General features: G+C 67.2%; 22 protein-coding genes. 10 read left to right on the forward strand and 12 right to left on the reverse strand.

Annotated features, from left to right (window positions below):
• Window positions 1–8: 8 nt before the first annotated feature.
• Complete coding sequence (locus IEY60_RS22200) at window positions 9–905, reverse strand: hypothetical protein (protein ID WP_189031629.1); 897 nt, start codon at window positions 903–905, stop codon at window positions 9–11.
• Between the two features lie 156 nt (window positions 906–1,061).
• On the opposite strand from IEY60_RS22200, the gene IEY60_RS22205 reads away from it, so the two are divergent.
• From IEY60_RS22205 to IEY60_RS22230, 6 genes are all read left to right on the forward strand, one after another.
• On the forward strand, window positions 1,062–2,417 hold the full coding sequence (locus IEY60_RS22205; RefSeq protein ID WP_189031631.1) for a DUF445 domain-containing protein: 1,356 nt from the start codon (window positions 1,062–1,064) through the stop codon (window positions 2,415–2,417).
• 104 nt (window positions 2,418–2,521) lie between these two features.
• Window positions 2,522–3,313, forward strand: coding sequence for a TIGR03084 family metal-binding protein (locus IEY60_RS22210; RefSeq protein ID WP_189031633.1), 792 nt, complete (start codon window positions 2,522–2,524; stop codon window positions 3,311–3,313).
• A gap of 334 nt (window positions 3,314–3,647) precedes the next feature.
• Window positions 3,648–4,334 (forward strand): hypothetical protein, encoded by a 687-nt coding sequence (locus IEY60_RS22215; RefSeq protein ID WP_189031635.1) that lies wholly within the window; start codon window positions 3,648–3,650, stop codon window positions 4,332–4,334.
• Window positions 4,331–5,536: an L-2-hydroxyglutarate dehydrogenase gene (gene lhgD, locus IEY60_RS22220; protein WP_189031637.1), complete on the forward strand. Its 1,206-nt coding sequence runs from the start codon at window positions 4,331–4,333 to the stop codon at window positions 5,534–5,536. Before IEY60_RS22215 ends, lhgD begins: the two co-directional genes overlap by 4 nt.
• 68 nt (window positions 5,537–5,604) lie before the next feature.
• On the forward strand, window positions 5,605–6,078 hold the full coding sequence (locus tag IEY60_RS22225; RefSeq protein WP_189031639.1) for an SRPBCC family protein: 474 nt from the start codon (window positions 5,605–5,607) through the stop codon (window positions 6,076–6,078).
• Window positions 6,079–6,088: 10 nt separating this feature from the next.
• Entirely contained in the window at window positions 6,089–6,607 is a 519-nt protein-coding gene (locus IEY60_RS22230) for a ribonuclease H family protein (protein ID WP_189031641.1), read from the forward strand.
• Window positions 6,608–6,693: 86 nt separating this feature from the next.
• Here IEY60_RS22230 and IEY60_RS22235 read toward each other — a convergent pair whose 3' ends face one another.
• The 9 genes from IEY60_RS22235 to IEY60_RS22275 all read right to left on the reverse strand — a co-directional run bounded on the left by IEY60_RS22235 (window position 6,694) and on the right by IEY60_RS22275 (window position 16,215).
• Window positions 6,694–7,458 (reverse strand): hypothetical protein, encoded by a 765-nt coding sequence (locus tag IEY60_RS22235; RefSeq protein ID WP_189031643.1) that lies wholly within the window; start codon window positions 7,456–7,458, stop codon window positions 6,694–6,696.
• 130 nt (window positions 7,459–7,588) lie between these two features.
• Complete coding sequence (locus IEY60_RS22240; protein WP_189031645.1) at window positions 7,589–8,767, reverse strand: MlaD family protein; 1,179 nt, start codon at window positions 8,765–8,767, stop codon at window positions 7,589–7,591.
• Window positions 8,764–9,855, reverse strand: a complete 1,092-nt coding sequence (locus IEY60_RS22245; RefSeq protein ID WP_189031646.1) for an MCE family protein — start codon at window positions 9,853–9,855, stop codon at window positions 8,764–8,766. Before IEY60_RS22245 ends, IEY60_RS22240 begins: the two co-directional genes overlap by 4 nt.
• Before the next feature lie 8 nt (window positions 9,856–9,863).
• Entirely contained in the window at window positions 9,864–10,973 is a 1,110-nt protein-coding gene (locus IEY60_RS22250; protein ID WP_189031648.1) for an MCE family protein, read from the reverse strand.
• A complete protein-coding gene (locus tag IEY60_RS22255) occupies window positions 10,970–11,965 on the reverse strand; it encodes an MCE family protein (RefSeq protein ID WP_189031650.1) in 996 nt (331 codons plus the stop codon). The genes IEY60_RS22250 and IEY60_RS22255 overlap by 4 nt, the downstream gene beginning before the upstream one ends.
• A complete protein-coding gene (locus IEY60_RS22260) occupies window positions 11,962–12,987 on the reverse strand; it encodes an MCE family protein (protein ID WP_189031652.1) in 1,026 nt (341 codons plus the stop codon). Before IEY60_RS22260 ends, IEY60_RS22255 begins: the two co-directional genes overlap by 4 nt.
• Window positions 12,984–14,450, reverse strand: a complete 1,467-nt coding sequence (locus tag IEY60_RS22265) for an MlaD family protein (protein ID WP_189032473.1) — start codon at window positions 14,448–14,450, stop codon at window positions 12,984–12,986. The genes IEY60_RS22260 and IEY60_RS22265 overlap by 4 nt, the downstream gene beginning before the upstream one ends.
• Before the next feature lie 40 nt (window positions 14,451–14,490).
• Entirely contained in the window at window positions 14,491–15,357 is an 867-nt protein-coding gene (locus IEY60_RS22270; protein ID WP_189031654.1) for an MlaE family ABC transporter permease, read from the reverse strand.
• A 3-nt stretch (window positions 15,358–15,360) separates the two neighbouring features.
• Complete coding sequence (locus IEY60_RS22275; RefSeq protein WP_189031656.1) at window positions 15,361–16,215, reverse strand: MlaE family ABC transporter permease; 855 nt, start codon at window positions 16,213–16,215, stop codon at window positions 15,361–15,363.
• 460 nt (window positions 16,216–16,675) lie between these two features.
• Here IEY60_RS22275 and IEY60_RS22280 point away from each other — a divergent pair, with 460 nt between their 5' ends.
• Window positions 16,676–17,350 (forward strand): S1 family peptidase, encoded by a 675-nt coding sequence (locus tag IEY60_RS22280; RefSeq protein WP_189031658.1) that lies wholly within the window; start codon window positions 16,676–16,678, stop codon window positions 17,348–17,350.
• Between the two features lie 60 nt (window positions 17,351–17,410).
• On the opposite strand, the gene IEY60_RS22285 is transcribed toward IEY60_RS22280, so the two are convergent.
• Together IEY60_RS22285 and lppU are read right to left on the reverse strand one after the other, a co-directional pair.
• Window positions 17,411–18,862, reverse strand: a complete 1,452-nt coding sequence (locus tag IEY60_RS22285) for an MFS transporter (RefSeq protein WP_189031660.1) — start codon at window positions 18,860–18,862, stop codon at window positions 17,411–17,413.
• Between the two features lie 37 nt (window positions 18,863–18,899).
• On the reverse strand, window positions 18,900–19,526 hold the full coding sequence (gene lppU, locus IEY60_RS22290) for an LppU family putative lipoprotein (protein ID WP_189031662.1): 627 nt from the start codon (window positions 19,524–19,526) through the stop codon (window positions 18,900–18,902).
• A 191-nt stretch (window positions 19,527–19,717) separates the two neighbouring features.
• On the opposite strand from lppU, the gene IEY60_RS22295 reads away from it, so the two are divergent.
• The 3 genes from IEY60_RS22295 to IEY60_RS22305 all read left to right on the forward strand — a co-directional run bounded on the left by IEY60_RS22295 (window position 19,718) and on the right by IEY60_RS22305 (window position 23,470).
• Window positions 19,718–20,926 carry a serine hydrolase domain-containing protein gene (locus IEY60_RS22295; protein WP_189032475.1) on the forward strand — a complete coding sequence of 403 codons (1,209 nt, stop codon included), beginning with the start codon at window positions 19,718–19,720 and terminating at the stop codon, window positions 20,924–20,926.
• Window positions 20,927–20,967: 41 nt separating this feature from the next.
• A complete protein-coding gene (locus IEY60_RS22300; RefSeq protein ID WP_189031664.1) occupies window positions 20,968–22,308 on the forward strand; it encodes a cytochrome P450 in 1,341 nt (446 codons plus the stop codon).
• A gap of 292 nt (window positions 22,309–22,600) precedes the next feature.
• Window positions 22,601–23,470 carry a L,D-transpeptidase gene (locus tag IEY60_RS22305; RefSeq protein ID WP_189031666.1) on the forward strand — a complete coding sequence of 290 codons (870 nt, stop codon included), beginning with the start codon at window positions 22,601–22,603 and terminating at the stop codon, window positions 23,468–23,470.
• The last annotated feature ends 116 nt before the right edge of the window (window positions 23,471–23,586 follow it).

The following is a 23,586-nucleotide window of genomic DNA, read 5'->3' on the forward strand; positions in this document are numbered from 1 at the left end:
CCGTCTGTCTACAGATCGGCCAGTGCCAGGCCGGTCAGTGGGTTTCCCAGCCGGACCAGGACGGTGTCGGTGCCCGCGCCCACGTCGACCAGTCTGATGGTGCCGCCCAGCTCGCTCACGTAGAAGCAGGTGCCGAGGGCGGCCAGGCCGATCGCTTCCCGGAAACCGTGGGAGAGGACCTGCGGAACGCCGACTTCGGGTTGCACGGTGGCGGTGTAGAGGGCGTTGCCGTCGGGGGCGGCGCCGCGATCGGTCCACACCAGGTGGCCGATGCCGTGCAGCGCGAGGTCGACGGGTTCGGGCAGGTTCTGCCACAGCAGCTCGAGATCGGAGCGGGCGGCCGGGTCGGCGCCGGGTGGCAGGTCCATCGGGGCGCGGAAGATCCGGCCGTCGCCCGCCTTGGCCGCTCCCTTCTGGGTCCAATAGACGAGGCGGCGGTCGAGATCTAGACAGATGCCGACGCACCAGTTCCTGGACTCGCGCGCGTCGGCCTCGCCCTGACCGGTCACCACGATCGGATGCAGGTCGCCGCCGTTCAGATCGCAGGTGAGCACCGCCATGCCCTCGCGGTCGCACCAATACAACCGGCCCTTCTCGAAATCGGCGGCGATCTGCTTGCCGGTGGTGAAGGTGCCCGGCGGCACGATGGTGGTGCGGTTGCCGCCGTCGAGGTCGACCCGTTCGATGGAACCGTTGCGCGTGAAGAACTCCGGGTCGGTGCCCGACGCGGCGCCGGGGTCGGGCGCGCCCATGTTGGTCCAATAGATATGGCCGCGCAGCTGATCGACGACGACGCCGTCGGGGAACTGGTCGAGCCCGTCCACGACCGTGCGCACCGCACTGCCGCCGAGCGAGACGGCGAGCATGGCTCCGGCGTTCAGATCGAGCGTGAGCAGCTCGGTCATGACTTCGGCCTCATCGCTCCAGACTATCGCCGCCGCCTGGGCAAACGGGGTCGCGACGCCGTACCCCGTCGCGACCGGTCAGAATGTGATTGCCTTATCCTCACGTTCTTCACGTTCTTCACGTTCTTCGCACGTCAGCACCAAGGGGGCTGCTCGATGACCACACTGGCCTCCGGACTCTTCATCGATTGGGAAGAGCTGACGGGGCAGTCGAAATTCGTGGTCGACCTGGTGAGTTTCCCCATCTTCAGCGCGCTGGCAGGCTGGCTCACCAACTGGACCGGCGTGCTCATGCTGTTCTGGCCGGTGCAGTTCAAGGGCTTCCGGGTGCCGATGCTGCACGTGCTGTACCCCTATCTACCGCGCCGGGTGCAGGTGCTGCCGACGTTCTCCGGTGACGGGCGCAGGCTCGGTTTCCAGGGCTTCATCCCGGCCCGTGCCGAGAAAATGGCCAGCATCTGCGTCGACAAGGCGCTGATGCGGATCGGCAGTCCGCGCGATTTCATCCACGAACTCGACCTCGACGGCATCGGCGACTACCTCGCCGAACGGGCCCGCGACCAGGTACGCCCGATCGTCGACGAGATCATGTACCGGGAGAATCCCGACCTGTGGCGCTCGCTGCCGCGGCCGGTGAAGCAGGCCGTCTACCAGCGCGTCGACCGGCAGCTGCCCGCGCTGGGCCGACGCGCGTTCGCGAGCCTCGGCGACAATATCGACCAGCTGCTCGACGTCAAGAACTTCGTGATCAGGTACCTCGAGAAGAACCCCGACATCCTCAAGGACCTGACCACCACCATCGCGGCGCCGGAGCTGAAGTTCATGGTGCGGGTCGGTCTGCTCGGCGCGCCGTTCGGCCTGATCCTGGCGCTGTACCTGCACGTGCACCCGCAGATCCCGTACTGGGGGCTGGTGCCGACGTGGGTGATCGTGCTGCTGGCCTCGGCGGCGATCGGCGTCATCGTGAACGTCATCGCGATCAAGATGGTGTTCGAACCCGGCGATCCGCAGCCGCGCTACAAGTACCTGTGGCGCCAGGCCCTGCTGGCCAAGCGCCAGCCGCAGGCGGCGACCGACCTCGCGCACATCCTGGCCTACCAGGTGCTGACCGTGGAGAACCTGTCCAACGAGCTGCTCGATGGGCCGAACGGCGACAAGACCAAGCAGCTGATCGAGCGGGTGGTCGCCGAGGAGATCCGTCAGCAGCTGGGCCCGACCGCGTTCATGGTGCGCGCGGCGATGGGCAAGAAGGGCTACGAGAACCTGGCCCTCGCCGGTGCGGGCGCGGGCATGAGCCTGGCACCGGAGATGGTCGACGACGAGAAGTTCGTACTGGAGCAGGCGAAGAAGATCGACGAGTTCGCCGACCGCAAGCTGCAGAAACTGACGCCGGGCGAGTTCATGGAGATGTTCTACGCCGCGGTGGAGCAGGATGCGTGGCTGTTGTATCTGCATGGTGGCGCGCTAGGTATCGCCGTCGGCGGGATGCACCTGCTGACCTTCGGTTGGTAGCGGCCAAGAACAAGCACGCATGCTTGCATTTTTCTGGGGTCGCTGAGATTCTTGGTGACGAGGCGCACCCGTACCGGGTCGCGCCATGATCGGCAAGGGAACAGATGGCTGACCTCGCAGCGCTCCTCGACGACTTCGCCGCCGAATGCGCGGATCTGGAAAACCTGGTCGCACCACTGACCCCCGAACAGTGGCAGACGCCCACCCCGTCGCCCGGGTGGGACATCACCACCCAGATCGCCCACCTGACCTGGACCGACGAGGTGTCCAAGCTCGCCGCCACCGACGGCGAGACCTTCACGACGTTGCTGACCGAGGCCGCGCCGAAGATGTTCACCTTCGTCGACGAGGCCGCCGAGGAAGTGGCGAAGACCCCGCCCGCCGAGCTGCTCGTGCGCTGGCGCGCGGGCCGCGAGGAGTTGATCGCCGCGCTGGCCGCCGTGCCCGCGGGCACCAAGCTGCCCTGGTTCGGCCCGCCGATGAGCCCGGCGTCGATGATCTCGGCCCGCATCATGGAAACCTGGGCGCACGGGCAGGACGTCGCCGACGCGCTCGGCGTCGACCGCACGCCCACCGCCCGGCTGCGCACGGTCGCCCACATCAGCGTCCGCACCAGGAACTTCGCCTACACCGTCCACGGTGAATCCGGCCCCGCCGAAGAATTCCGGGTGGAACTGACCGCACCCGACGGCACCCTGTGGACCTGGGGCCCCGAGGACGCGAAGCAGCGCGTCAGCGGCCCGGCCGTCGACTTCTGCCTGGTCGCCACCCAGCGCCGCCATCGCGACGACACCGCACTGGTCACCGAGGGCCCGGACGCCGAACACTGGCTCGGCATCGCACAGGCCTTCGCCGGTCCGCCCGGATCCGGTCGCGAAGCAGGCCAGTTCGCCTGAGAAGTACTGCTGAACAGGCGAGCGCCGTTCTCTGAGCGCCATCCGTGCCGACTGCCCCGGACTTCGTTGGCCGGGGGTTGACCACCGTGGCAGTCGTGAATGACGCTCGCCTGCCTAGCCGGGATACCCACCGAGCGGATGTGAGAAACAACCACGCCCTCGATACACCGCGCTGACTACGACTTATAGGTCGCGCGTCCAGATGTGGTCCTGATCTCACCGACGGAGAGTGCTAACTCCAGCTAGCACCCCGTACGGTGGAATTCAGCGCGTGGCTTTCAACGATGCGGGCCCCGTTCCCTCGGGTTTACCCACACGCAGGAAGGACCGCATCGTGACCGCACATCGACCAGCGCAGATCGTGCGCCTGTCCGCGACCGTCATCGCCGGCGCCGCCAGCCTCTGCCTCACCGTGGCCGCGGGCGCCTACATCGTCAATCACATGCCCGAACTCGCGCCGCCGCCGGCTGTCGACCACGCGACGCCTTCCGATTCACCCGGCAACGGGCACCCTCGCCCACAGCTCGCCGGAGACTCTTCGCCGCGCTCCGCCAGCGATATGGTCGAACTCGCGATGTGGTCCGACCGTGCGGTGCCGACGACGGCGCGCACCGCGGCGACAACACCGCAGTCCGGCACCGGTGCGACACCGGACAATTCGACACTGGGCGGACGACTGCGGATCGGCACGAGCAGCTACGTCGGCGCGCAGGTCGCGCCCGCGCGCACCGACACCATCGCGTTCACGGTGGACACCAATCTGGTGACGACCATCGCGACGAAATACCTCGGCATCACGGCCGATCCGACCGGTGTGACCGCGCTGCGCACCGAACTCGACACGCGCCGTGGCGAACTGGTTTTCGTCCTGTCCGATCCCGGTCTCGGCAGCCATACCCTGCGCGTCGAGCGGGTGCAGAAGCCGTCGACCGATGTACAGAACGGCACCGAACCGGCCGCGGCCGCGACGCCGGCACCGGAGTCGCCCGACGACGAGGCGCCGACTACCGTCGGCGTGTGAGTTCTGGCGGCACCGCGGACGGTGTGTACGACTTCTGCGTGCTCGGCGGCGGCATCGTCGGCGTGGCTACCGCACATCGGCTGCTGACCAAGTTTCCCGGGGCGAGCCTGGTGCTCGTCGACAAGGAGTCCGCCCTCGGCGCGCACCAGACCGGGCACAACAGCGGTGTCATCCACTCCGGGATCTATTACCCGCCGGACAGTTTGAAGGCCCGGCTGTGTCGCGCGGGTGCGCAGTGGACCAAGGAGTTCGCCGCCGCCAACGACATTCCGTTCGAGGTGTGCGGAAAGCTACTGGTGGCGACCGATTCGGCCGAGCACGCGCGAATGCTCGACCTCTACGAGCGGTCGATCGCCAACGGTGTCGACGTGGAGGCGATCGACGCGGCGGAGCTGGTCCGGCGTGAACCCGGGATCACCGGTGTCGGTGCGCTGTTCGTGCCTGCCACCGGCATCATCGACTACGCGAAGGTCACCGCGGCACTGGCCGACCAGGTGAGGGCCATGGGCGGCCGGATCATGCTCGACACCACGATCGATGCGATCAGCGAAACCGACTCGGCCGTCACGGTTTCCGGGCCGACCGGCTCGACCACCGCCCGCACGCTCGTGGTCTGCGCCGGCTTGCAGGCCGACCGGATGGCGCGAATGGCCGGTATCCGCACCGACTTCCGCATCGTCCCGTTCCGTGGTGAGTACTACCGGCTGCCTGCCGCCAGGGCCGACCTCGTCAGCACGCTGATCTATCCGGTGCCGGACCCGGCGCTGCCGTTCCTCGGCGTCCACCTGAGCCCGACCATCGACGGCGAGCTGACTGTCGGACCGAACGCGGTGCTCGGGCTGGCGCGGGAGGGTTATCCCAAGGGCAGCGTGAACGCACGCGACGCCCTCGACGTACTGAGTTTCCCCGGTGTCCATCGGGTGGCCCGCAACCACGTCCGGACCGGCGCACGTGAGCTGCGCAATTCGCTGTTCAAGCGCGGCTACCTCGCCGAATGCCGCAAGTACTGCCCAGAACTCACGTCAGCGGACCTGCTGCCGCATCGCGCGGGGATCAGGGCGCAGGCGGTGCTGCGCGACGGCACCCTGGTGCACGACTTCCTGATCGAGCGGACACCGCGCTCGATTCACGTCCTCAACGCGCCCTCACCGGCGGCTACCTCGTCGATGCCGATCGCGGAATACCTCGTCGACCAGCTCTGACGGCCATTCCGGCGAATAAAGAGGAGATTTGTAGTAATTTTGGGGCCATCCGTGATCAGGGAGGGCCGATGGGCCACATCAAGTATGCGTGCGACGTCGGCGCACCGGTCGACGTCGCCTTCGCCTACGCCGAGAACTTCCGCTTCGTCCCGCACTGGATGTCCGGCGTCGCCGGCATCGAGCCCGCGGGCGAACCCGACCGGGGGCTCGGTGCCGCCTTCGCGATGAAAGTCCGCCTGTTCGGCGTTATTCCGCTCCGATCCACCTGTGAGATCACCGAATACCGGCGCAATGCGGTGATCGGGTATACCCTGCGTGGGCGGGTATACGGAACCGTGACACTACGGTTCGACCCACTCGGCTACGAACGGTCGGTGCTGACCTCCGAAGCCGACTATCCACCACCACGCGGTGTGTTCGGCCGCCTGTGCCATGGCCTCGTAGACGCGGCCGCGAGATCGGCACTGCGCCGTACGGAGTCGCGGTTGCGAAGGGAGATAGAGGCATTCCACGGTACCGATCTTGTCGGCCGCATCGCCTAGGGTGGCGGTCATGATCATCGTGAGCACCGACGGGTCCTGCCTGCGCAATCCCGGTGGTGCCATCGGCTGGGCCTGGGTGAATCACCAGGGTCCCGCCGACAGCGGAGGAGCGGTCAGCGGTACCAACCAGATCGCCGAACTGCGCGCGGTACTGGAAGCCATTCTCGCCCACCCCGGCGGCGAGCCGATGCTCATCGAGAGCGATTCCCAGTACGCCATCAAGTGCGCCTCCGAGTGGATCGGCAGCTGGCGGCGCAACGGCTGGCGCACCTCCACCGGCGGTGCGGTGAAGAACGTCGACATCATCAAGCAGATCGACCGTGCCATCACCAGCCGCGAAGGACCGGTGCGCTTCCGCTGGGTCCGCGGGCACGTCGGTAACTATTTCAACGAACAAGCCGACACACTGGCCGGCGCGGCCGCACGCGAGGCCGCCGCCCGCCCGGCGCAAGCCGAAACCACCAGACCGCGGACCACGGGGAAGCCGGTCGAGCCGGCAGCGCCGTCCGGAACACTCACCCTGTTCTGACGAGTCGGCACGACCGGGGTTGGTCCGCACGAAAACGCCTCCGGCGGCAGAGTCGCTCTGCCGCCGGAGGCGTTCGTATCGACAGCTCAGTTGCCGGGAGCAGGCGCGGGCGCGGGCGCCTGCGTCGTCGGCACCGGCTGACCGGGCGCGGCGCCACCGGGGGCCCCGCTGCCGCCCTTGAGCAGCGGCGAATCCAGCTTGCTGACCAGCCACTTGCCGCCGTCGGACTTCTCGAGGGTCATCTCGACGGCGAACATCATCCGGTCCGGTTCGGTCTGGGTGAAGTTGGTCCGGTACTGGGTCATGGTGACCATGGCCTTGACATCCTCGGTGGTGCCCGAGATGTAGGCACACTGCACGTCCTCACCGCGGGACTTCACCTGGGCCTGGACCATCGCGCCCTTGAGCGCCTCGCTGGCGTCGCTGAATTCCTTCAGGTAATCGCCGGTGGCCCCCGCCTTCATCGAGGTGATGTAGCCGTCGAGGTCCTTCGAGTAGTCGTAGTTGGCCAGGATGTTGCCGTAGTCGCAGGCCGCCTTCGTCGATTCGGCGATGGCGTCGAGCTTGTCGGCCTTGTCGTTGCTCTGCAGGAAGAACACCACGGCCGCGGTGGCCGCGCCGAGCGCAACCACACCGGCCACACCAGCCGCGATCCAGCCCGTTGAGCTCGATTTCCCCGCAGCGGGGGCCGCCGGTGCATCCGCAGGCGCGGGCACCGTCGCCGCCTTGACGGTCGGAGCGTCGCCCTCCGGCGTTGCGGCCGCACCCTCGACGGTGGGCTCAGACTTGGCCAGATCGGGCTTGTCCGCCGTCGAAGCGTCCTTCTTGCTCTCGGCGTCGTCGCTGGTCATCGAATCAATCCTGCTCTTTCCCGGCACGCAAATCGCACCGATATCGTTCGTGGGCCCGTGAGCCGGACCACACGCTCTCCCCAGCGAGTATGCCCGGTCCGGTGCGTGCGCGTCCGGGCCGGGCATCAACTCAGTTCGCCGGGATGGGTGTCCGCTCGTTCGGATCGACCCCAGGCGGCATCTGCGCGCCGTTGTTCGGCACGTTCGGTCGCGGCGCGTTTGCCGAACCGCGGATCTGCTGATCGGCGGGCGGGTTGACGCAGTAGTTCCACTTCGGGATGGACCCGTCCTGGACTTCCTCGTTGCGCCGGTATTCCGTCGCGTAGTAGCACGTCGGACGCGGCCAGATGTCGATGATGGTGTGGAACTCGCCGTCGTGCGCCGGAGCGGAGATCGAGTCCAGACCCAACGCAAGGGACGGGAACAGCAGCCGCAGCGCGGGCTGACGCAGCTGCGCCGCCCTGGTGATGGTCACGAAGTTGGCCGCCAGGCTACTGATCGGATCGGCTGTCTTGTCCAGGACAGCGCCGAGCGCCTCGAACTGGGCAGGCGCGTTGTCCAGGACGCCCTGCAGCTCCGCGTTGGCGTTGTTGAACTGCGCGAGCAGCGTGCCCGAGTTGCTGGTCAGTGTCTGCAGATCGGGCTGGGCGTGCGAGGTGGTCTCGGCAATCACCCGCAGATTCGCGATCAGGTTCACCGTCTGCGGCAGCAGGTTGTCCAGACCGGCCACCACCAGGCTGACCCCGTTGATGAGACCACGCAGCTGATCGGGACCACCACCGAGCGCGATGTCGAGCTCGTTCAGGATCGTCTTGAACTGCTGCGGGTCCACCTGCGAGATCAGCGCGCTGGTGTCGTCGAGCACGGCCCACACCGGGGTCGGCGTCTTGATCTGCTCGGGGTTGAACTTGATCACCGCGCCGTCGGCGAGGAACGGGCCGACATCGGTCTTCGGACGGAAATCGATGTACTGCTCGCCCGCCGCCGACAGCGCCGCCACCTGGATCATGGTGTCGACCGGGATCTTGTAGCTCTTGTCGATCTGCGCCCTGACCGCGATCGCCTGACCCTGGTCGATCAGCTCGACGGTGCTGACCTTGCCGATCCGGTGCCCGCGCAGGGTCACGTCGTTGCCCGGCTGCAGACCGCCGGAGCGGTCCAGATTGACCGTCACCTCGTACTCGGACCGCAGCGGGTTCACCCGCATGACGTTGACCAGCAGGTAGGTCGCGCCGACGATCAGCACGACCACCAGGGCCGCGTTCGCCAGCACGATCTTGCTACCGAAGAACTTCTTCGCCTTGCTCATCGGTGGCCTCCCACTCGGCCCTGAACGATCTGCAGCACCTGGATGAAGGTGCCGACGAAATCGTTCACGTCCTTGAGATCCGGGAACTTGCTGTTCGCCGGATCGGTCAGCAACCCGATGTCGAGGTTGGTCAGCGTCGCGTACGGCGCGAGCGACTTGCCCTGGAACGTCTGGTTCGCGCCGGGGCGGATCGCGTGCAGCTGATCCATGACGTAACCGAAGTCGTCACCGGTCGCGGCCAGCGCGTTCATCAGGTTGTCCAGGTTGGTGAGCAGCTCGGAGAGCTGATCACCGGTGGTGTTGGAGTAGTCGCCGAGGGCGGCGCTGGCCGTGGCCACCTTGGTGAGCAGATCGCCGATCGCCCTGTTGTTCTCGGCGATGGCGCCGATGGCCTGCGGCAGGGTGTCGGCCACCTGACCCAGTTGGGTCTTGTTGTTCTCGATGGTGTTGGCCAGGGTGTTGAACTCGGTGAGCACCGTGTCGACCCTGGCGCTGTTGTTGTTCAATTCGCCGATGACACCGGTCATCTCGGTGATCAGGTGCGCCAGATTGCCGCCCTGGCCGTTGAGGATCGAGCCGAGTTCGGTGCCGAGCCTGCTCAGGCTGGCCACGCCGCCGCCGTTGAACAGCATCGACACCGAGATCAGCAGCTCTTCGACAGTGGCTCCCGCCGAGGTGAACTCGCGGGTGAGCGTGTCACCGTCCTGCAGGGCGGCGCCCCCGCTGGTGTCGTCCTTCGGCTTGGACAGCGCGATGAAGACGTCACCGAGGGGAGTGGCCTGACGCAGCTCGGCCGTGCTGCCCTTGGGCAGCTGGATGTCCGTGCTGATCTGCATGTCGACGACGGCCTGGAAATTCTTGGTCGAGATGTCGGAAACCACACCGACATCGGAACCACCGATCTTGACCTTGGCCTGATCAGGCAGGTTCAGCGCGTTGTCGAACACCGCGTGAATCGTGTAGGTATCGCCTTCGGCGCCCGGCTTGGGCAGCGGCAGATCCTCCACGGTGAAACCGCAGCCGGAGGTGATCGCCACCGTGGCCGTCGCGGCCGCGGCGACGAGCGCGCGGCGGGCTTTCATCGTCATACGTAGGGTCATTTCGTCAGTCCGAGCAGTGCGGCAGTCAGGCCATAGTCAGGGCCGAAATCCTGCATGTTTCCGGAACGGCAGCCATCGGACTTCATCTGGATCCGCTCACAGAACACGCTGACGATCTCGCCCGAGAGGGCGGTACCGATCAACCCGTGCAGGCGGACGAAGCCCTTCTCCTTGTTTATCGCGCCGTCGATGTTCTGCATCAGCAGCGGGACGATGTCGACGATCTCGACCATCGCGCCCGAGTTCGCGCGCAGCTGGTTGGTGACGTTGGTCAGACCGGTCAGCGAGGTGGACAGCTCGTCGGCGTGCTCACCGAAGGTCGTCGAGGTGTTGGCCAGGAACTGGTTGAGCTGGTCCAGGGTGGCCTGCAGGCCGGGAGCCTGTTCGGCCAGCAGCCCCGACATGGCGGTCACCCTGTTGCTGAAATCGCGGACCGACTGATCGTTGTCGGCCAGCATCGTCGTCAGCTCGTTGAGCTTGATGATGATGTTGGAGATGGCGTCCTTGTTGTCGACACCGACCTTCAGCGCGCTCGAGAGCGCGTCGAGGGTTTCGCGGATTCGCTGACCGTTGCCGTTGAGCACCGGGTAGAGCACCCGGCCCGAGAGCGGGCCGAGTCCTTCCTGGCCGGGTTCGGGCTTCAGGGCGGCGGAGAACTGGTCGATGGTCTTGATCATCGTGTCCAGCTCGACCGGGGTCCTGGTATTGGCCTTGGTCAGGTGCTGACCGGACTTCATCGCCTCACCGCCGGTGTAGGGCGGGGAGATCTCGATGTGGCGGTCGGTGACGATCGAGGGCGAGATGATCGCGGCGATCGCGTCTTTCGGGATCTTCACGCCGGCGTCGATGGTCATGTGGACCTCGACGTAGGTGCCCTTGGGGATGATCTTGTCGACCTTGCCCACCGCGAGGCCGAGGACCATGATCTCGTTGCCCTCGTACATGCCCGCGATGTTCTCGAAGTCGGCGGTGATCTTGGTCGAGCGGCCGAGCGCGTCGTTCACCTGGCCGGGCAGCAGCGAGCAGCTGCCCAGGGTCAGTGCGGTGGCGCCGATCATCAGGGATCGGGCCAGCGTCTTGCCGCGGAACTTGGAAGTCAGTTTCATCCTGCGCACCCCTGGATCACCTGAACGAAGCACAGCCAGTTGTCGGGGAACAACCACGGCAGCGAGACGTCGCCGTAGTTGCCGTTGCCGAGCGCGTTGTTGAAATAGCGCGCCGTCGGCTGGCCGATCTGCAGCAGCTTGTCGAGATTGTCCTTGTTCTTCTGCAGACCCTCGGCCATCGTGTTGAGCTGACCGATGGTGCCGCCGAACTGATCACCGTTCTCGGCGCCGATCTCCTCCAGCTGACGGGTCAGCGTGGCGATGTTGTCGAGCAGCTGACGCAGCAGGTTCTGCCGTTCCATCACCCGGTTGGCGATGGCCTCGCCCTGGGTGATGACCAGCAGGATGCTGTTGCGGTTGTCGGCCAGCAGCTGGGTGACCCGGTTGAGGTCCTTGAGCAGGCTGTCGACCTCGGTCTTGCGCCGGTCGACGACCTTGGCCAGCGCGCCGACACTGTCGAGCGCCTGCGCGACGAGCTCCGGCGATTCGCCGAGCTGGCTGTTGATCGTGTTGAGCGAGGCGGCCAGCTTCTTGGTGTCGAGTTCCTCGAACTTCGGCGTACCGACCTGCACGACATCGGCGATGTCGTAGGGCACGTCGGTGTTGCTGCGCGGGATGGTCTTGCCCTTCAGGCCCGACCCGTCACCCGGCTGCAGGTCGACGTAGCGGGCGCCGAGCAGCGTGGCCATCTTGATCGCGGCGTGCGCGTCGGGACCGAACTTCAGCGAGTTGTCCACGTCGAGGGTGACCACCACGTGATCGCCCTCGATCCGCGCACCGGTGACAGTGCCGACCTGCACACCCGAGACCGCGACCTTGTCGCCGGTCTTGATGCCCGCGGCCTGCACGAACTCCGCCTCGATCGACTGCCTGCCGATACCGATGAACTGGTAGACGGTGGAACCGACCAGCAGCAGCACGATGGCCAGCGAACCGATGACACCGAGCCAGAAGTTGCGATTGCCGAGGAAGGTCTTCTTCAGCTTGCTCATCTGCAGACCTCCGAGTGGGAGGTGCCACCGATCTGGCTGAACAGACCGCGCGGGAAGAGGACACCGTAGAGCGAGACGTCCAGGCCACACAGGTAGGCGTTGGCGTGGGTGCCCTCGGAGGTCATCCGGCCCAGGTCGGCGAGCATCGACGGCATGTCGATCGCGACCTGGTCGAGCTTGGCGCCGTTGGCCAGCAGCAGGGTCAGCGCCGCGGTGGACGAGTTCTGCGCCGCCGCCAGCTGGGGCTGGATCTTGCCGACCATGCCGACCAGCGAGGTCGTCGCGTCGGCGAGCACGACCGTGGAGGCCTGCAGCGACTGTCCCTGTTCGTAGAGCCCGCCGATCAGCGCCCGGGTCTGGGTAACCAGGGTCTCCAATTCATCCCCTCGCTTGGCCAACCCGGCCATCACACCGGACAGGTTGGTGATCACGTCGGACAGAATCGCGTCCCGACGCTGGAAATCCGAGGCCAGCTGCGCCGCCTGGACGATGAAGGACGACAGCGAGACCCCGTCGCCCTGCAGCGCCTGGATCAGCGTCTCCGACATGGCGTTGACCTCGGCCGGCTCCAGCGCCTGGAACAGCGGCTGGAAACCGTTGAGCAGCGCGGAGATGTCGAACGAGGGCTCGGTGCGGTCGATCGGGATGACCGAACCACTCTTCAGTGCCTGCGGGCTCGGCGCCTTGCCCGGGGTCAGCGCGACGTAGCGCTGACCGATCAGGTTCTGGTACCTGACCAGGGCCTTGGTGTCGTCGAAGACCGTCTGGTCGCTCTGCACGATGAACGACACCTTGGCGTCGTTCTTGCCGTCGAGCTCGATCTTTTCGACCTTGCCGACGCGCACGCCCGCCATGCGGACATCGTCGCCGGGCCGCAGGCCCAGGACATCGGTGAAGATCGCGGTGTACTTGCGGGTGTCTCCGTCGACCGTGCGGGCGAGCGTGTTCCACACGACCACGATGACCAGCAGAGAGACGAGTGCGAAGATACTGAACCCGATCAGTGGCTTGCGGATACTCATGCGCCACCCCCGTTTTCGGACACTTGCAGGGTTCCGCCCTTCAAAATCGGACCGAGCAGCAGGAATTCGGATGCCGTCGGCTTACGCCCCAGCAGTTGAGTCATCGCCGCGTCGCCCTGATAGGAGATCGGCTTGCCGGTGGTCGCCGGCTGTTCCGGCGCCGCGGCGGGCGCGGCCGCCGGAGCGGGCGCGCCACCGAGCACACCGGGCAGACCCGGAATCTGGATCGACGGAACCAGGCCCTCGAGCGGCGTACCGGCGAACGGCTTCACCTCGGTGCCGTTGGCCGTCTGCATCGGCGCGATGCCCGGCGTGGTGAGGCCCGGGATCTCGGGCATGCCCGGGATCGCCACCAGCGGCGGCAGTCCGGCGGCCGAGTCGAGCGCGCGGGGGCGCACGCTCTCCGGCAGCGGCGGCAGGCTGACCTCGGCGGGCGCGGTGAAGCAGCTCGGTCCGAGCAGGTCGCCGTAGCGCGGGCAGTCCGCGACGGTGTTCGGCTGGTACGGGGTGAACGTCAGACCCGCGTTCCACACCATCTGCTTGCCCGAGGGGCCGCCGTGGAAGGTGGTGTTCAGCTTGGCCAGCGAGGGGCCGAACACGTCGAAGGTCTTGGTGATCGCGGCCGGATCGTTGGCGACGGCCCCCAGGGTGGCGTTCATGCCGGTGGTGACCTCCTTGCCGACATCGGGGTTGGCCGCGAACAGGTCGTTGACCCGGTCGGTGGTGGCGCTGGCACCGGCGAGCAGCGCGATCAGCTGGTCGCGCTTGGTCGCGATGGTGTTCGCGGTCTGCACCGAGCTGCCGAGCACGTCGAGCAGTTCCGGCGCCGACGCGTTGAGCGCGTGCGCCGAGGCCGAGAAATTGTCAAGCATGCCGCCCAGGTTCGGGCCCGCATCGGCGACGGTGGTCAGCCAGTGGTCGAGGCGCTGGATGGTGGAGCCGGGCACCCGGCCGCTGCCGTCGAGCGCCTGGGTGAGGGTGCCGAGCACCCGGCCGAGCTGCACCGGGTCGACCTCGTTGAGGATGTCGCGCACCGTGGTGAGCGTGTCCTGCAGCGCGATGGTGCCCTGGCTGGTGTCCTCGGGGATCTGCGAGCCCTCGTGCAGGTACTGGTTGGACGCGCCGTTGAAGACCAGCTCGACCGAGGTGACCGCGAACAGGTTGCTCGGCACGACACGGGCGGTGACGTTGGCCGGGATGTCGCCGGCGAACTCGGGCTTGAGCTCGATGTTCACCTTCTGCACCGCGCCCTTGTCGACGATCTCGACGTCCTTGACGACGCCGACGAGCACCCCGCGGAACTTCACGTCGGCGTCCGAGGGCAGACCGTCACCGGTCGTCGACAGGTTGGCGGCCACATTGACCTTGGGCACGAAATAGCCCTGGTACCTGGCCATCAGGAAACCGAGAATCACCGCGAAGACGGCGAGACCACAGATGCCGGCGATGTAGAGCTGTTTCATCGTGGGACCGCGCCCACTGGGATCGATGATCATCGCGCGCCTACCCCGAGATCCTGATTCCGGGGTCGACGCCCCAGATCGCCAATGTCATGAACAGGTCGGCGAACACGACCAGGATGATGCACATCTTGATCGCGCGGCCGGCCGCGACGCCGACGCCTTCGGGACCACCCGAGGCGAAGAAGCCGTAGTAGCACTGGATGAACGTCGTGATCATGACGAACACCACCGCTTTGAGCAGCGAGTACAGCACGTCGGTCGGCACCAGGAATTGGTAGAAGTAGTGTGAGTACGTACCGGCTGCTGTTCCGCCGATCAATTGCACGGTGATCGAGCAGGACACGTACGCCATCACCAGGCCGATGCAATACAGCGGCACGATCGCGATGACCGCCGCCATCATCCTGGTGCTGACCAGGTAGGGCAGCGGGCGGATGGCGATCGAGTCGAGCGCGTCGATCTCCTCGGAGATGCGCATGGCGCCGAGCTGGGCGGTGAATCGACAACCCGCCTGTGCCGCGAAGGCCAGCGCCGCGAGCAGCGGGCCGAGCTCACGGGTGGTGGCGAAGGCCGAGATGGCGCCGGTGATCGGGCTCAGGCCGAGCAGGTTCAGCGAGGTGTGGCCCTGGATGGCCACCGTCATGCCGCCGAAGGCGCTGATGATCAGGATGACGCCGATGGTGCCACCACCGACGACGATGTTGCCGTTACCCCACGTGACGTCGGAGAGCAGCCGCCAGATCTCCTTCGGGTACTGCTTGAACGCCAGCGGGATCGAGCCGACGGAGCGCAGGAAGAAGAAGACCTGGTGACCGAGGCGGGCGAGCAGGTCGACCGGCGCCTTGCCCGCCGCCCGGAGTTGGCGTAGCGGCCGCAGCAGCGGGGGTACGTATGTTGAAGATGACATGGCTCAGACCACCTGTGGGGGAAAGACTGCGGCGTAGATCTGCGTGATCGCCACGTTGACACCGAGCAGCATCACCATGGAGCTGACCACCGCCGAGTTCACCGCGTTGGCGACGCCACCGGGGCCGCCGCGGGCGTTCAGACCGCAGTCACAGGCGATGATCGAGGCGAGCAGGCCGAAGATGACCGACTTGAGCAGGGCCACCGCGAGGTCACGGGTGACCGCGAACGAGGCGAAGGTGCTCATGTAGGAACCGGGGGTACCCGCCTGGGCGAAGATGTTGAACATGTAGCCGGTGATGAAGCCGACGAAGACGACGAAACCGCACAGCAGCAAGCTGACGAGCATCGCGGCGCCGAGCCGGGGGGCAACCAGCCTGCGCAGTGGGTCGACGCCCATGACCTTCATCGCGTCGATCTCTTCGCGAATGGTGCGCGAGCCGAGGTCGGCGCAGACCGCCGAGCCGACCGCGCCCGCGATCATGATCGAGGTGACCAGCGGTGCGCCCTGCTGGATGATGCCGAGGCCGTTGGCGGCGCCGATGAACGAGGTCGCACCGACCTGGCCGGCGACCGCGCCGACCTGGATGGAGACGATCACGGCGATCGGGATGGCGACCAGCAGCGTCGGCGCGGCGGCGACGCCTGCCATGAACGCGCACTGACGGACGAATTCGTCGAAGGGGAAGCGCCTGCGGAAGATCGCGACGATCAGTTCCGTGACCGCTTCGATGCCCATCGTGATCTGTCGACCGAAGGTCTCGAGGGACTTCTTCGGATGGTCGTCCCAAAGGCCCTTGGTTCGGTCGACAGCTTCGCTGACTCGTGAACGGGCGGGCGGACTCTCGGTCGACTGCACTGCTAATACCCCTCTCGACGCCAGGTCATGTACACCCCGACGACTTGTTTGCTTGACGCACCTTACTACGGAGTAGCGCAGAACACACCACCGACATGTGAGCGCTGTCATAGACAGAGGTCACTGTCGCGAACAGCTATGAGTCCTGCCATGTCGGACCATACAGCCCGTAATTGTGGGCGGCACCGCGATTAGATGTGATGGCGTTTTCCGTGCGGATTCCCAGTACCAGCGGTCGCGCCAAATAAATATTGCGGAAAACTGTCATTCATAACGAACCCCCCGCGGGAATACCCGAACAGATCACAGGAACAACTCGAAACTGGACATTTGATCACTTTTTTCATAGATAACCGCTATGACAAAGAGTGGGTGCGGCGCGGGGCGCGCCCGGGACGGTTTACAGGCACGATAGGCAGAGCGAATTGATATCGTGCGGACTTCCGACGTCTGGAGGGACATGTTCACCACACTCGCCAAGGTGGCCAACGCTGCCTTCGCCGTCGCCCTCGGTGCCGCACTGCTCGGCACCGGCGCGGGCGCTTCGCAGGCACAACCCGGCCCGCCGGTGCTCGGTGGCGGCTCCGGAATCGTCATCGACAACATGTTCGAATGCACGCTCACCACCGTCGGGCACGACGGCGCGGGCAGACTCGTCGGCCTGACCGCGGGCCACTGCGGCGACGCGGGCGCCTCCGTCGCGGCCGAGGCCGACCGCGGATTCGGTGAGATCGGCCGGTTCGCCTACAGCAACAACCAACTCGACTACGCGGTCATCGAGTTCACGCCGGGGCGGATCATCCCGGTCAACCGGATCGGCAACGTCACCATCACCGGCGTCGGCGGGCCTGCCCAGTTCCCGACCATCGTCTGCAAGGAAGGCCGGACCACCGGCAATACCTGTGGCATCACCTGGGGTGACGTCTTCCAGACCAATACCGAGACCTGGACCCAGATGTGTGTCGTGGAAGGCGATTCCGGCGCACCGGTCGTCGTCGGCTCGACCCTGGTCGGCATGGTGAACGCCTATCTGGCCGTTGCCTGCTTCGGTCCCGAGGTCGGCACGAACATGAGCTCGATCATGAACGACATCAATGCCCGCGGTGGCGTGGGATCAGGTTTCCACCCGATCTAGCCGCGCTGTTCAGATCGCCGGAGACCGAGCGGGCCGCGTGGGATCGTCCACGCGGCTCGCTCATTTCGGTGGGGTCGGCGCGAGCGCCGGGCCGTCGGCACCCGCGCAGTGCGGCAGGCAGTCGACCCGCTCGGGCTCGGGCGTCCGGCGGGGCACGCGCAGCAGCACACCCGCGATGACCGCGCCGATCAGCAGCAGCACCGCGCACCAGCGCATCGCGGTGTCGAAACCAACGGCGAAGGCGACCGGGTCGCCGAAGGCGCCCGACAACCCTGCCAGCCCCGGCAGCGCGGCGACGGCGAGCAGCTGGGCGGTCCTGGCGACGGCATTGTTCACCCCGGAGGCGATGCCGGCGTCGGCGACGGGCACGGCGGCCAGCACGGCACCGGTCAGCGGCGCGACCAGGACCGAGAGCCCGAGCCCGAAGACCAGCACGCCGGGCAGCACATCGGTCAGGTAGTTCGCTTCTGGCCCGACCCGTTGCAGCGCGAAGACGCCACCCGCGGCCAGCAGCGGACCGGCCGTCATCGGAATCCGCGGCCCGTGCCGTTGCGCCCAGCGCCCCGCCGGCGCGGACAGCACGAGCATCAGCAGCGTCACCGGCAGACTCGCCGCGCCCGAGGCCATCGGCGAGTACCCGGCGACCAGCTGCAACTGCAACACCAGCAGGAAGAAGACCCCGCCCAGCGCGGCGTAGACGAACAGGGTCACCAGGTTCGCCACGGTGAACACCCGCGACCCGAACAGCGACGGCGGTACCAGCGGATTCGGGCTGCGCAGCTCGACGACCACGAAACCGCCCAGGGCCACCGCACCGACGACCACCAGGACGGGATAGCCGTCGATCAGGCCGAGCGTGAGCGCGCCGAGCGCGACAGCCACGATCACCGCGCCCGGCACATCGATGCGCGTCGGCGCGTCCGGATCACGGCTCTCCGGCACCCACCGGAGCGCGACGATCGCCACGACCAGCGCCAACGGCACATTGAGCAGGAAGATCGCGCGCCACCCGACGAGGTCGATGAGCCCGCCGCCGAGCAGCGGCCCGAACGCGCCGGCCACCCCACCGAGACCGGACCACAACCCGATCGCGCTGCCCTGGTCGCGCTCGTCGATCGACGCCGAGATCAGCGCGAGGCTGCCCGGCGTGAGCAACGCGCCTGCCACGCCCTGCAGCAACCGGGCGACGACCAGCATCTCGATATTCATCGAGACCGCGCACAGCAGCGAGGTGATCGCGAATCCGACGATCCCCCAGACGAAGACGCGTCTGCGCCCGAGCCGGTCCCCGAGCGAGCCGCCGAGCAGGATGAACGAGGCCAGGGTGAGGGTGTAGCCGTTGACCGTCCACTGCAGACCGGCGACGTCGGTGTGCAGCGATTCGCCGATGCGCGGCAGCGCCACCGAGACGACGGTGGCGTCCAGCGACGCCATCGAGGAGCCGAGGATGGTGGCCAGCAGGATCCACCGTCCCGTGGCGGAGTTGAGCCGAACCGTCCTGGTCGGAGCCACCTGTCCAAACTAGCTGGCGCCGAGTCGTTTCGCCGGGCTACAGACTTTCCACGCAGACGACGACGCGGCGCTCGGGGTACTTGAAGCCCGAGTCGGCGCTGTCGGGGCAGTCCTCGACGCTGTCGGTGTTGTTCTTGATCGTGACGACCTTGACCGGCTCGGAACCGGTTTCGCCGCAGTCGATGCGCTTGGGCTCGTCGCCGCCGACGTCCATGCAGCCGCCGACCACCCAGTCGATGTCGAGACACAGCGCGCCGGTCTCGATGCCGTTGAGGGTCTCGGCGTAGAAGTTGTCGCGGTCGCTGACGCACCCGCTGCTGTTCTCGGCCTTGCCGATGACCTTGTAGTTCGACGAGCGGCTGCCGCAGGAAGCCTTGGTGATGGTGGCGTCGTTCACGGTGCCGCCGAGCGCGACGCAATCGCCGATGCTTGCCTGGAAGTCGGTGTCACCACGGCCCGAGGTGGGCGCGGGTTTGCTCGTCGTCGGTTTACCCGACGTGGGTTTGCCCGGCTTGGTGGTGGGCGCGGTGCCGGTGGCGGGGACGACGTCGATCGCCGGCTGTGCGTGGCCGTCGATGGTGCCACCGCATCCGGTCGAGACGAACGCGGTCACCGCGATGGCGACGGCGCCGACGAGCCGGCCGATGGACAGGTCTGCAAACACCTTCTGTGAATACACCACCGGAGCCACCGGCGTCGACTCCATCCCGATGGGTGGGGCGCTGGGCTACCCTTGGGATTCCGGCCCCCCGGCCGAACCTGCATCAGGAGGTGAACCCGATGGTGGCAGCAGCGGCGGGAGATTTCGGGCCCCTGACACGTCCCGGCGGTACGCCGATCGCGGCGCCGCGGCAGATGCTGGTCGATCCGCGGTTCATCCGGCTGGCCGACCATTTCTTCGGCATGTTCCCCCAGCCCAACCGCGGCGGCGGCGCGCTGGCGATCTATCTGGACGGCAGGCCGGTCGTCGACATCTGGGCAGGCTGGGCCGCCAAGGATCAGCGCTGGAACGGCGAGAACATCGCGCTCACCTTCTCCACCGGCAAGGGCGTCGCGACGACGGTCGTGCACCGGCTCGCCGAGCGCGGGCACATCGACTACGAGGCGCCGGTCGCGCAGTACTGGCCGGAGTTCGCCGCGCACGGCAAGCACGACATCACCGTGCGCGATGTGCTCTCGCACCGCGCGGGCCTGCACCGGGTGCGCGGGCTGGTGCCCGGCCGCGAGGGGATTCTCGACTACGGCGCCGTGGTCACCGCGCTCGCCGAGAGTCCCGCCGATCCGCGCCGGATCCGCACCTCGGGCTATCACGCGATCACCTTCGGCTGGCTGGTCGCCGAGATCGTGCAGCGCGTGACCGGGGAACCGTTCACCGAGGTGCTGCGGCGCGAAGTGGCCGAGCCGCTCGGCACCGACGAGTTCTGGTTCCAGGTGCCCGCCGCGCAACGCCACCGGATCGCCAAGATCTTCCCGCACCTGGCGCCGCCGGGAATCCGCTGGAACACCGCGTCTTCGGTGCTGTCGTGGGTACGGCCCGCGCGCGGGCTGGCCGAGGCCGGCATGCCGGAGAGTTTCGACGAGCTGGTCCGCGACCCGCGCGTGCACGACGCGGTGATGCCCGGCTGGAACGGTGTCTTCTCCGCGCGTGCGCTGGCCAGGATGTACGGCGCGCTTGCCAACGACGGCGTCATCTATTCCGAAGATGCCGAGAACCCGGCGCCGGGGGCCAACTCGGCGGTGCAGTTCCTGCGGCCGGAGACGATCGAGCACGCCAACCGGACCCAGCAGACCGACAGCCGCGATTACGTCCTCGGCCTGCCGCTGCGTTTCACCCTCGGCTATCACCGGCCGGTGCTGATGACCAAGCAGCAGCCGCGACGGGCGTTCGGCCACTACGGAATCGGCGGCTCCGGCGCGTACGCCGACCCCGATCTGCGGATGTCGATCGCGTTCGTGACGAACCGGCTCGGCAATGCCGTCACCGCGCTCGGTGACGCGCGGCTGGCCAAACTGTCGGCGATCGCCCAGGGCACGGTCCGCAAAGTCCGCGCCGAGCAGGAATAGCCGTTTCGAACCGGCCACCGGTGCGCGCCGTAGTAACCGACATGACAGCGCTGAGCCCGGCACCGGCGACGCCACGCCTGTCGCTGCTGCACGGGCTCGCCGCGGGCTGGGATTTCGGAGGCTACCTGCGGCGACGCGCCCGTCGCAGCGATCCGTTCGCGGTCGGTTTCCCCGGCTTTCCGCCCGTGCTGTTCACCGGGACGGCCGAGGGCGCGCGTGAGCTGTTCCGCGCGCCGACGGCGCTGGTCGGACCGCCACTGCCCAATCCGATCGAACCGATGGTCGGCGCTGCCTCGCTGATTCTGAGTTCCGGTGAGCGCCATCGCACCGACCGCGCACTGCTCGCGCCCGCCCTGCACGCTCAGCGTGTGCGCGCGCTGGCGCCGGTGATCAGGGACGCCACGCTGCGCGAGATCGATGGCCGCCCTGCGGGTTCCTGGCAGGTCGGCAGCCGGATCGACGGGCTCGCCGCGGCACACAGCATCACGCTGCGGGTCATCCTGGCCGCCGTGTTCGGCACGAAGTTCGACCGGGAATCCGAATACGCCGGTGCCGTCGCCGATTTCCTCGCCACGTTCACCACGCCGTTGCTGGTCGCGCCCGTAATACGCCGTCGCATGGGTGGTTTCGGCCCGTGGCAGCGTTTCGTCGCGGCCCGGACGCGGCTGGACCGGCTGCTCCTCGCCGAGATCACCCGACGGCGGCGCGTGAGCGGCTCCGAAGCGGCCGACCTGCTCGATCTGCTGCTGACGATCCGCTACGACGACGGCAGCGTCCTCACCGACACCGAGCTGTGCGAGCACCTGCGCGCCCTGCTCGTCGCCGGCCACGAGACCGCCGCGACGACGCTGACCTGGGCGCTCTATCACCTGCACCGCGAACCGGGCTTGCTGGCGCGGGTCACCGCCGAACTGGCCGCCGCGGGTGACGACCCCGCCGAGCAGGCCACATTGCCGCTGCTCGGCGCCGTCTGCCAGGAGACCCTGCGCCTGCATCCCCCGGTGCCCATCGTGCTGCGCATGCTCACCGAGCCGTGGCGGTGGCGCGGGGTCGACGTGGCGGCCGGGCAGACGATCGGCCTCGCCGTCGGCGTGCTGCACAGTCAGCCGTCGATCTGGCCCGCCCCGCGGCTGTTCCATCCCGACCGCTTCCTCGACCGCAAGGTCTCGCCGTTCGAGTTCGCGCCGTTCGGCGGCGGGCATCGGCGCTGCATCGGCGTCACACTGGCCGAATACGAGTTGCGGATCGTGCTGGCAACCCTGTTGACCGAGGTCCGGTTGTCGCTCGACCCCGATCTCGCCCTGGGCAGGCGGCCGCGCACCGTGCCGCGCAATATCGCCGTCGCGCCCGATCGAGCGATCCACTTCACACGGACGGCGTGATTTCGATCACCCCAGGTTTGAGGCTCACACGGGTGTGTTTCGACGCTGTTGCACATCACCGTTTCCGACTCGCCGGTGTGAGCGCGGCGTTTGACGAAAGCCGATGGATAACAACGCGTTATGTGACCTGGGGCACAGAGTTGCCGGTCTGTTATCGCCGCGCATCGCCGCTGGCACGTTGTCACCGGGGACGGGTAGGAATGGACGGTCAGGGTCTCCGGCGTCGTTACCCCGTGGAGACCTGTCGCGGACTCCGCGACGATCACGAAGATCTTGGAATGGACGAGTAACCATGCACTACGAGGCAAATACGCGGCAAGCGCGCCGGCTTCGCCGGGGCCTGCTGCTGACGGCGGCGTTCGCGGCGACCGGCGTGCTGATCGCCGTCCCCGTGCAGGCCGAGCCGACCCTCCCGGGCTCCGGTTCCAGCCAGCCCGCGGTGGACGCGCCGGCCGCCCAGGCGCCGTTCGCGCCGCCGAACATCAATATCGCCGACGGCGAGACCGTCGGCGTCGCGCAGCCGATCATCATCACCTTCAAGGACCCGGTCGAGGACCGCACGGCCGCCGAGAAGGCCATCAAGGTCACCTCGAGCCAGCCGGCGCCCGGCCACTTCTACTGGACCGGCGACAAGCAGGTGCGCTGGAAGCCGAACGACTTCTGGCCGGCCAACACCGACGTGACCGTCGCGGCAGGCGGTACCACCAGCTCGTTCCACATCGGCGACGCGTTCATCGCCACCGTCGACGACAACACCAAGATGATCACCGTGACGGTGAACGGTGAGGTCGTCCGCGAGATGCCGACCTCGCTGGGCAAGCCGGGCTACGAGACCCCCAACGGCACCTACATCGTGGGTGAGCGGTTCGAGAAGATGACGATGGACTCCTCGACCTACGGCGTGCCGGTCACCGACCCCGAGGGCTACAAGCTCGAGGTCGAGTACGCGACCCGCATCTCCAACAGCGGCATCTTCGTGCACGCCGCGCCGTGGTCGGTGGGCCAGCAGGGCTACTCCAACGCCAGCCACGGCTGCCTGAACGTGAGCACCGAGAACGCCAAGTGGTTCCTGGAGAACTCGCGCCGCGGCGACGCCGTGATCATCACCAACACCCAGGGCGGAACCCTGAGCGCCGGTGACGGACTGGGCGACTGGAACTGATTCACTGAAAAAAGCCGAACAATACGATCAATGACGGTCGTGTTGTTCGGCTTTTTGCTGTACTCGCCCTTGTGCGCCCGATGTTCAGAGGATCGGCGGCCAAGGTTAACCGACAG

This window comes from Nocardia rhizosphaerihabitans, from assembly GCF_014646295.1.
Classification (GTDB): Bacteria; Actinomycetota; Actinomycetes; order Mycobacteriales; family Mycobacteriaceae; genus Nocardia; species Nocardia rhizosphaerihabitans.